Raw genomic sequence first — 9902 nt, 5'->3', positions numbered from 1 at the left:
TGGGGGTGTTCGCCATGGGGGGGGTGGTTTGGGCCCGCGTGGGGCCGCGGGGGCTGATCCGGCCCCCCGCCCCCGCCCCCGGGGCGCGGGTGGCGCGGGGGGGGGGGGGCGCCGCCGCCCGGGGGGCGCCCGCCGCGTCCGGGGCCGGGGCCCGGACGCGGCCGGCCCCGGCCCCTCCCGGAGAGCCGGCCCGCCCGCACGCGGCGGACCTGTCGGACTACAACGAGGCGGCGGAGTTCTTCGACCTCGGCGCCCGCGAGCACACCGCGCGCACGGGCCCCGCGGTCGTGGCGTGCCTGAGCGGGATCGACCCCCGGACCGGCCCGCTGGTGGACGTCGGGGCGGGCAGCGGACTGGTCACCCGGCAGGTCGCGGCGGCCTACCCCGACTGCCGGGTGATCGCCGCCGAACCCGCGGCGGGGATGCGCGCCCTGCTCACGGGCAGGGTCGGCGACGACCCCGGGCTCGCGGAGCGGGTGACCGTCCTCCCGCACGCCGCGGAGCGCCTGCTGGAGCCGGGGGTGCTGCCCGACCGGCTGTGCGGGGTCGTCGTCTGCGGCGTGCTGGGCCACCTCGACCCGGACCTGCGCAGGAACCTCCTGCGGGGGCTGGCGGAGCGCCTGGCGCCCGGCGCCCCGATCGTCGTCGAGCTCACGGGGATGCGCGAGCCCATGAGGATGGGCCCCACCCTGCTGCGCCACGCCGAACTCGGCGACCAGCGGTACGAGTGGTGGATGTCCGGCCGACCGGACGGGCCGGACCGGATGCGGCTCGACACCGAGTGGCGCGTCCTCCGCGGGGGCGAGCCCGTCCGCACGGTCCGCGAGCAGTACCTCTGGTACACGCTGGAGCTCGAACAGCTCGCCCGGGAGAGCGGTCTGCGCCTCACGCCGCCGCCCGCGCCCCACGCCGCGGGCGTGCCCTACCTGGGCACGCTCACGGCGCCGCGGGACGGGGCGGTCACCACGTGACGAGTACCCGTTCGGGCCCGAAGGCGATCCCGTCGTGACGGAAGCGGACCGACCCGAACGGCTCCGCCGCCCGCAGGCCCGGCATCCGGTCGACCAGGGTGCCGATGGCGACGCCGAGTTCGAGGCGGGCGACGTTCTGGCCGACGCACTGGTGGATCCCGTAGCTGAACGCCACGTGGGTCCTGCCGGTGCGGTCGAAGTCGATCCGCTCCGGGTCGGGGAAGACGGCGGGGTCGTGGTCGGCGGCCGCCAGCAGCGGGATGATCCCGTCGCCGGCGGGGATCACGGTCCCGCCGACCTCGATGTCCTCGGTGGCGGTGCGCAGGGCGATGGAGTCGCCCACGGACAGGGCCCGCAGGAGCTCCTCGACCGCCTGCGGGAGGACCGCGGGGTCGCGCCGCAGCCGTTCGAGCAGGTCCGGGCGCTGCAGCAGGGCGAGCACGCTCAGGGCGATCTGGTTGGTGGTGGTCTCCCACCCCGCGACGATCAGGATGCTGATCGTGGTCACGAGTTCCTGCCGGGTCAGCTCGCCCGACCGCAACCGCTCGTGGACCAGCCGGCTCAGCAGGTCCTCGCCGGGGTCGGCCTCCTTCGCGCGCACGGCGTCCTCCACCACCGCGCCCAGGGCGCCGATGCCCTCGCTGGCCCCCTCGGCGGTGCTGCCGCCCCCGCCGAAGACCTGCGAGCCCAGGGTCTCCGTGACGCGACGGAACAGCTGGTCGCCGCGGCGCAGGCCGACCAGCTCGCACATGACGGTGCTGGAGACCACGTGGGCGAAATGGGTGACCAGGTCGGCGGGCGGTCCGTAGTGCAGCAATTCGTCGATCCGGTCGTCGACGATCCGCTGGATGTCACGACGCATCCGGCGGGCCTTGCGCACCGTCATCTCGGCCAGCAGCATCCGCCGGAACCGGGAGTGCTCGGGCGGGTCCATGCGGATGAACGGCGTCGTCTTCGTGCCGGCCTCCTGTTCTCCTTCCACCAGCGCCGGAAACCCCGGACGGCGGATGTCCGCGCTCACGCGGGGGTCGGCGAGCACCGCGCGGACCTCCTCGTAGCCGGTGACCACCCAGGCCGTGCGGCCGGTCGGCAGGGCCACCCGGGCCACGGGCCCCCGCCGGCGCAGGTCGGCGTAGGCGCGCGGGGCCGAGAACGGGCACTCGCGCGGCATGGGGAAAGCCGGAGGGTTCACTCGGTCGGCGTCGGACACGGGGACACCAGCCCTTCTGTTCTGATTGCGGATACCACGGGAAAACCCGGAGAAATGGAGGGACCAACCGGTCTCCATTCATAACTTTACAGTCCGCGGGTTCGATTTCCAATATGATGGATCGCCTGCAATTCGAGATCAAAGTCACCGGGGTCGCCAATGGCGACGCCATTAAAAGCCATTCTTTTTTACAGGAAAAGATCGCGAGGAGAAGAATTCCCATGGACCCGCGGCAAGCGCCCCTCAGCCCGTGGCTGCGTCGGCCCCGGCACCGCCCCCGGGCGGACGTGCGCCTCCTCTGCCTGCCCCACGCCGGGGGATCGGCGTCCTCGCTGCGACCGTGGCAGTACCTGCTGCCCCCCGGCATCGAGGCGCTGACCGTGCAGTACCCCGGCCGCGAGGACCGCTTCGGCGACCCCGTGGTCGACACGATGTCGGAGGTCGTCGACGCGGTCGTGGACGCGCTCGCCCCCCTCCTGGACCGCCCCTACGCCCTCCTGGGGCACAGCATGGGCAGCGCCGTCGCCTACGAGGTGGCCGTGGAGGCGCGCCGCAGGTCGCTGCCGCCGCCGGTCCGGCTCTTCGCCTCGGGGCGGCCCGCACCCCACCACGTCGAGCCCGGCGACGTCCACCTGCGCGACGACGGGCACCTGGCGGCCGACCTCATCCGGCTGGGCGGCACCCCGCCGGAGGTCCTGGCCGACGAGGAGCTGCGGACCGCGGTCCTGGGCTACGTGCGCAACGACTACCGGCTGATCGAGACCTACCGGCCGACGCGGGCGGAACCGCTCGACACGCCCGTGCACGTGTTCGTCGGCGCACAGGACCCGGAGTGCTCCGAGGAGGCCGCCGCGACCTGGAAGACCACGACGACCGGCGAGGTCACGACCGAGGTGTTCCCGGGCGGGCACTTCTTCCTCGCGCAACAGCGCCGCGCGGTCGCGGCGACCATCGCCCGGGCCCTGGGCCACGAGCCCGCCGAGACCGCCCCCACCTGGCCCAGCACACCCTGAGACCGTCACGACAAGGAAGATCACCATGGTCGCGGACTACTACACAGCCTCCGCCGAGTTCTACGAGATGGTCGCCGCACGCCACGTGCTCACCAGCGCCGGACCGCTGCGCACGGCGCTGGCCGGCGTCGACCCCGCCCACGGCCCCGTCGTCGAGATCGGGGCGGGCACGGGCCGCATCACGGAAGTGATCGCCTCGGCCCTGCCGCACACCCCCATCCTCGCCGCGGAGCCTTCCACGCCCATGCGGGCGATGCTCACCAGCCGCGTCGTCGGCCAGGAGGACCTCCGCCGCCGCGTGACCATCAGCGCCGAGCCCGCCCAACACCTGCGCCTGCCCGACCGCGTCGGCGCAGTGGTCGTCTTCGGCGTGCTGGGGCACCTGACCGAAGAAGAGCGGGTCGCGCTCTGGCGCAAGCTGCGCGAACACGTCCCGCCCGGTGCCCCGATCGTCGTGGAACTCATGGGCACGGGCACCGCCAAGGTCATTCCCCCCTTCCGCATGCTGCGCGAACGCATCGGCGAGCAGACCTACGAGTGGTGGACGCGGGCCGACCCCGTCGAGGGCGACCTCCTGCGATGGGAGACGACCTGGAAGGTCCTCCGCGACGGCGAGGTGGTGCGCAGCACCAGCGACGCCTACATGTGGGAGAACCTCAGCGTCTCCCGCCTCGCCGAGGAGGCGGGCATGGACGGGCGCCTGGTCGGCGAGCCCGGCCTCCCCGGAGCGCCGGAGATCGGCGTCCTCACCGTCCGGGGGGCCTAGCCTCCGGGCCGGCCGGCCCCGCCTGCCTCCGGCCGGCCCCGGAATCCCCGAGGTCTTCGAGCGGCTGGAGGTCATGGCCCGTGTCCTGCCGGTGTACGGCAGGACGCCTGTCCGCATGTGCTGTGCCACGCCTCCGGCGCCGACCTGGTCCGCGCCGGCACGGGGTCGGCACGCCAACCGGTCGAGGCGGTGTCCGTGGCCGGGTCGACGGGTCGCGCCGACATGAGCACCACCCGCCGCTACGCCCTGCCCGCCGACGCCGGCAGGGCTGCCGCCTCGGAGGCGCTCACTGTTGACCGATGAAGGCTCAGGCGAAGTGCAGACCTTGTTCTTCGTGGTCAACGCCGGCGCGATCGTCTGGGGTCCGCCCGTCGCATGGCCGAGCGAATCTGCGCGACGGTATCGGAAGGGCTCAGTTCACTCCTCAGGTTCAGCAGGTAGCCGGTGGGGTGCCCGGCGAGGGTCTGGCGTCGCTGGTCGAGTGCGCCGTTGGTCGCTCCGACAAGGCATCCCGCCACCACGCCCGCGCCCGTGACCAGAGACGGCAGATCGACGGCGTTGGCCAGTATGCCCAGCGCTGTGGGGGGTGCGAGCGTTTGAAGGGTCAGAACAGCTCGCACGGGCTGCATCCCGAGCCGGCCGAGTTCGCGCTCCATGGTTTCGATCGGCTGGGCGATTCTGCTTTCCACGTGATTGCGCAACTTGGCCGATCTCACCTCGGGGTCGCGCACTTCGCTGATCGCGATGAAGTCCGGTGCGAGCGAGTCGAGGAAAGCGCGATAGCTCATCAGTTCCGGCAGCAGCCTTCGCCGAGCCTCGATGATCCGCTCGACCGGCACTGTGTCCAGGTCTCGGGGAAGGACCGTCTGCAGGGCAAGGACGGCGAACACCTGGCTGTAGTCCGCCTCGCCTTGCGCCAGGTGCTCGGTGTCGTCGGCGAGGAGGATCTGCGCCATGGCTTCGATCGTCCAGCCCGAGGTGACGGGATGGAACAGTGCCTGGTCGGTGACCGGGGTCATCCCGTTCTCCCGGGCGGTCACGTCCGCGAGGGTCGCCAGGTAGACACCGGCCAGGCGGCGGTGCATCCCCAGGTCGCTCATATGAAGGATCTTTCCGTCGGAGGCCCGGCGCCATCGATAATCCCTCGACACCAGCAAACCGTCATGCGCCAACCGTCTCGCCAGCTGATACGAGAGCTTGCCTGAATGCACCTCCTCCAACCGGTCATCGAGCGGAAGGAGTTCGTCGTGGACGTTCTCGGTGCGGAACGAATCGATCCCGAGCGCTTCGGTTCCGTACCGGGGGATGAGCTCGTCCTTGTACCTGTCGAGGAAATCAAAGAACAGTGCATCGATTTGATCTTGTGTACTCGAAAGACGCCAAGAACGGCGAAGAGGGTGCACTCTCTCCAGAACATCGTCGTCCACCCATGTTCGCCGTCCCGGCGCCCAATCGGGTTTGACGTCCACGACGAAGTCGAGTTCGTCCTGGAGGCGCTTCACCACGTCGGAGTCCCTCAGACCGTAGTAGTGGAGCGGGTGGAACCGCCCGAGCTGCGGCCAGTGCAGGGCCGCGGCCTTGACCCAGCTGTCGTCGGGCAGATTGACGTACGGAAAGTAGAGACCTATATCACTCATAGGCAGCACTATGCCGTCTTATCGCGTTCCCGGGGAAGGAAGTGCTGTGGATGGTCTGGAACGCGGCAGCCGCGCCGTCGTCTTTTCGCTGCACTCGAGCAACGGGGTGCGCGGGTGGAACACGTGTCCTTCCTGTTCACGGATACTGCCGGTGCGCACATTGTTCAGTGCTCCCGGCACAGGGCCAGGACCTTCCGGTCGACGTCACGGAACGAGTGGTCGGCCACCGGGACCGGATGCGCCAACGTACTCGGGTGGGCAACGAGTACACCGGCCGCCGTCCGTTCCTGTCCCCGGTGGTTGCCGAGTGGCCCCGTGGTGGGGCCGGTGCCGGTGCGATGGGGGGACGTCGGCTCGGTCCAGTGCGCGGTGGGCATCACGCGTCAGCGGTGTGACGGCCGGTTCCGCCTACCTCCGGCCGGCCCCGGAATTCCTGAGGTCTTCGAGCAGCCGGAGGGAGTGCTCCAACGCGCTCTGGTACAGGGCAGGACGCTTCTCTGCGAGAACTGTCCTGATCCGGACGTCCTCGGTCATGATCGTGAGCGCCTGTTCGGTCTGCCCCAGCTTGCTCAGCAGGCGGGCCTGGGTGTTCAGGGATGCGGCGAGATCGGGCAGGTAGGCGTCGGGCAGTTGCCGGGCCAGGGTACGGCGGATGCCGACGGCTTCGGTGACCGTTCGGAGCGCTTGCTCGGTTTGTCCCAGCGCGCTCAGGCTGCGGGCTTGGTTGTTCAGGGCCCTGGCGAGGCGGGGCAGGTGTACGTCGGGGCGTTGCTGGACCAGTGTCCGATAGTGCTGGACGGCTTCGGTGATCGCCTTGAGGGTTTCCTCTGTCCTGCCCAGGTCCGCCAGGCGGAGCGCTTGGTTGTTCAGGGATGCGGCGAGGTCGGGCAGGTAGGCGTCGGGCAGTTGCCGGGCCAGGGTGCGGCGGATGTCGACGGCTTCGTCGATCGCTTCGAGTGCTTCCCGGGTCCGCTTCAGGGCGCCCAGGCGGACGGATTGGTTGTTGAGGGCCATGGCGAGGTCGGGCAGGTGGGCGTCGGGGCGTTGCCGGGCCAGGGAGCGGAGGATGCCGACGGCTTCGGTGATGCTTGCGAGTGCTTGTTCGGTCTGTCCCAGCGTGCTCAGTCGGAGCGCTTGGTTGTTCAGGGATGCGGCGAGGTCGGGCAGGTGGGCGTCGGGGAGCTGTTGGGCCAGGGTGCGGCGGATGCCGACGGCTTCGTCGACCGCCTGGAGCGCTTGTACGGGTCGTCCCAGCTCTTCCAGGCGGGTGGACTGGTTGTTCAGAGCCATGGCAAGGGCGGGCAGATGTGCTTCGGTGCGCTGCTGGACCAGGGTCCGGTAGTGCTGGACGGCTTCGGTGATGGCTTCGAGTGCTTGCTCGGTCTGTCCCATGTCGGACATGTGGAGGGCCTGGTTGTTCAGGGATGCGGCGAGGTCGGGCAGGTGGGCGTCGGGGAGCTGTTGGGCCAGGGTGCGGCGGATGCCCAGGGCTTCGTCGATCGCCTGGAGTGCTTGTTCGTGTCGTCCCAGGTGAGCCAGGCGGGTAGCTCGGTTGTCGAGAGACCTGGCGAGGTCGGCCAGGTGGGCGTCGGGCAGTTGTCGGGCGAGGGTTCGGTAGTGCTGGAGGGCTTCGTCGATCGCCTGGAGTGCTTGTTCGTGTCGTCCCAGGTGAGCCAGGCGGGTAGCTCGGTTGTTGAGGGCCATGGCGAGGTCGGGCAGGTGGGTATCGGGGTGTTGTCGGGCGAGGGTTCGGTAGTGCTGGAGGGCTTCGTCGATCGCCTGGAGTGCCTGCTCGGCCTGTCCCATGTCGGACATGCGGAGGGCCTGGTTGTTGAGGGCCATGGCGAGGTCGGCCAGGTGGGCGTCGGGGACCTGTCGGGCGAGTGTTCGGTAGTGCTGGACGGCTTCTGCGATGGCTTCGACCGCCTGCTCGACCCGGCCCATGTCGGACAGGTAGACGGATTGGTTGTTCAGGGCGAGGGCAAGGTGGGGCAGGTGGGTATCGGGGTGTTGTCGGGCGAGGGTTCGGTAGTGCTGGAGGGCTTCATCGTTCGCTTCGAGTGCTTGCTCAGGGCGTCCCAGCTCACCCAGGCGGAGGGCCCGGTTCTGCAGAGCCATGGCGAGGCCGTCCAGGTGGGCCTCGGGGTCCCGGTCGGCCTGGTCGCGACGCGCATTGACCAGGCGCGTCGTCAGACGCTCGGCCCACACCGCCAGCCGCTGGCTGGACAGGGGCAGGGCATTGAGGAGATCGCGGAGGACCTCGGGCGAGGTGTCGGGATCGTCTGTCGTGTCCTCCAGGGCCTGGACGAGCGGGCCGGGGTGTTCCACCTGGGTGGCCACGTCGACGACCGCCGGGCCCAGCGTGTGGATGTGGCGGGTGCACAGTGCGCTCAGGTGCCCTCCCACGGTCGGAAGGGCGGGGTGCGCGGCCGCGCGGGCGTACAGGGTCACCAGGCGTTCGGCGTCCGCGGTGGCGACGGTGTCCAGGTGGGGGTCGAACAGGGCGGGGTCGCGCCGCAGGCGCTGGCCGAGGAAGTACTCCAGCAGCCGGTCCGGTTGCAGGTGTCCCCACATCCGCTCCCCGTCCGGGGGGTACAGGCCGCCGGCCCACAGGCGGATCTGGTGCCTGCGGGCGGTGGTCTGGCCCTCCAGTGCCGCCGCGCTTCCCAGGAGTTCGTCCGCCTCCTCGACACCGGCGGGGGCCAGGGTGAAGACCAGGGCCAGCACGTCGCGCAGCGGCTGTGCCAGGTCGGCGTCGCCCAGGCCGTAGGCGGCGGCGCTGTGGTCCCAGTACCGGAACTCGTGGGCCAGCACCCGCCCCTCCACCGCGGTGTCGGCGGTGACGGCCGTGGGGTCCTGGGTGGCGTCCAGCAGATCGGCCAGGGCGCGCATGTGCACGCTCAGCACGGTCTCCCACTCGGGGCCCGCCAGGTCCGGATCGGCCAGGTGCGCCGCGACCCGGGCCCAGTCGGCCGGGCGCGGCGTGCGGGCCGTGGGCAGGGCCTCGGCGAGGTGACCCAATGCGGTGCGGTACTCCCGGGCGCGTTCGGTGGCGCGGGGCGCCAGCGGCGGGAGCGGGAGCTGCAGGGCCAGGTCGGCCAGCAGGTGGCCGGTGGCGGTGTTGACCTGGTCCCACCACTCGCCCAGGGTGCGCACCAGCAACAGCAGCCGGACGGGGGCGTGCCCCGGGGGCCGGTCGCACAGCTGGAGCAGGCGGACGAGCTGCGCGGTGCGGGTCTCGGCGTAGTCCACCACCACCAGCAGCGGGGCCGTGGCCTCCTTGACCGGGCCCAGCTCCTCGACGGTGGCGTCCTGCCTGAGCCACACGGTGGCCCACCGCCTCCCCTGCGGGTCGGGCTCGGCCAGGCGTGCGGTGAGCTCGTGGGCCAGGCGGGTCTTGCCCTGCCCGCCGGGCCCGTGCACCACCGCCGCCGTGAGCGGCTCCTCCCCCTGGCACCACTCCAGCAGGGTCCGCATGGTCTCCTCGCGGCCGTGGAAGTCCACCACCTGTCGGTGGGCCTCCAGCAGCGCGGCGGGGGAGGGGCGGTGGTGGGCGCGCGGGGTGTGGGCCAGGTGGGCGAACTCGACCGGCTCCAGCGCCAGGGGCACACCGTGCTCGGCCAGGACGGCCCGGAAGGCGGGGTCGTGGTGGAGCACGTAGGCGGGCACGACCTCCAGGGCGGCGTGGTCGCGGTGTTCGGGGTCGGCGGCCACCACGCCCACCACCAGCGCGCCGTCGGCGCAGCGCATCGCGGCCCCGGACAGGCCCGCCCACAGCGAGCGCCGCCGCCCGGTCTGCTCCTGTTCCCGGATCTCGTGGGGGAGCCAGCGGGGCGGGTGGGCGCTCAGGTCCATCACGTGCCGGTGGTTGACGTAGTGGCTGCCCGGGGCGACCGTGCCGGCCAGCTGGGCGGTCTCCGCGGCCCGGCCGGTGCGCTGCACCAGGTCGGGGAAGCCCCACACCTGGCAGGGGGTGCCGGGGGTGGTGGTGACCAGCCTTCCCCACCGGGTGGTGACCGGGTGCTCGGTCCAGCCGGGGTCGGTGACCTCCACCAGGGCGGCGTCGTCGTGGCTGTGCGGGGTGCCGCGCCAGACCACCTGCCCGGCGCGGGGGTGGTGGTCGGTGGCGGTGTGCATTTCCACCCGGCCGCCGACCTCGGGGACCGTGTGGGCGCTGGTCAGGACCAGGCGCGGGCCGATGAGGTACCCCGATCCGGTGCTGGTGGGGGTGGTGACGCGGGTGATGCGCTGGGCGGTGTCCAACAGGTTCTCCGGTCGCTTCTACGAAACCCACACGGGGGAGCG

At 71.6% G+C, this 9902-nt stretch carries 7 protein-coding genes; 4 read left to right on the top strand and 3 right to left on the bottom strand.

The features are described from left to right. Positions 1–971: class I SAM-dependent methyltransferase (locus tag ACIRPH_RS09755; protein ID WP_402911763.1), on the top strand; the 971-nt coding region annotated here is incomplete at its 5' end. Here ACIRPH_RS09755 and ACIRPH_RS09750 read toward each other — a convergent pair. After that, entirely contained in the window at positions 961–2142 is a 1182-nt protein-coding gene (locus ACIRPH_RS09750) for a cytochrome P450 (RefSeq protein ID WP_402911760.1), read from the bottom strand. The genes ACIRPH_RS09755 and ACIRPH_RS09750 overlap by 11 nt on opposite strands. Before the next feature lie 260 nt (positions 2143–2402). Here ACIRPH_RS09750 and ACIRPH_RS09745 point away from each other — a divergent pair, with 260 nt between their 5' ends. The 3 genes from ACIRPH_RS09745 (at position 2403) to ACIRPH_RS09735 (ending at position 4263) form a co-directional block, all read left to right on the top strand. Next, complete coding sequence (locus tag ACIRPH_RS09745) at positions 2403–3194, top strand: thioesterase II family protein (protein WP_402911758.1); 792 nt, start codon at positions 2403–2405, stop codon at positions 3192–3194. 25 nt (positions 3195–3219) lie between these two features. Beyond that, on the top strand, positions 3220–3960 hold the full coding sequence (locus ACIRPH_RS09740; RefSeq protein WP_402911755.1) for a class I SAM-dependent methyltransferase: 741 nt from the start codon (positions 3220–3222) through the stop codon (positions 3958–3960). A gap of 117 nt (positions 3961–4077) precedes the next feature. After that, complete coding sequence (locus ACIRPH_RS09735; RefSeq protein WP_402911752.1) at positions 4078–4263, top strand: site-specific integrase; 186 nt, start codon at positions 4078–4080, stop codon at positions 4261–4263. Positions 4264–4298: 35 nt separating this feature from the next. Here ACIRPH_RS09735 and ACIRPH_RS09730 read toward each other — a convergent pair whose 3' ends face one another. Together ACIRPH_RS09730 and ACIRPH_RS09725 are read right to left on the bottom strand one after the other, a co-directional pair. After that, positions 4299–5597 (bottom strand): DUF6236 family protein, encoded by a 1299-nt coding sequence (locus ACIRPH_RS09730; RefSeq protein ID WP_402911749.1) that lies wholly within the window; start codon positions 5595–5597, stop codon positions 4299–4301. Positions 5598–6005: 408 nt separating this feature from the next. After that, positions 6006–9860 carry a hypothetical protein gene (locus ACIRPH_RS09725; protein WP_402911747.1) on the bottom strand — a complete coding sequence of 1285 codons (3855 nt, stop codon included), beginning with the start codon at positions 9858–9860 and terminating at the stop codon, positions 6006–6008. Between the last annotated feature and the right edge of the window lie 42 nt (positions 9861–9902).

This window comes from Nocardiopsis sp. NPDC101807 (assembly GCF_044766605.1).
Taxonomy (GTDB): Bacteria; Actinomycetota; Actinomycetes; order Streptosporangiales; family Streptosporangiaceae; genus Nocardiopsis; species Nocardiopsis tropica.
Note: the sequence above shows the minus strand (reverse complement) of the source record. Positions and strands in the feature narration are given on the sequence as shown.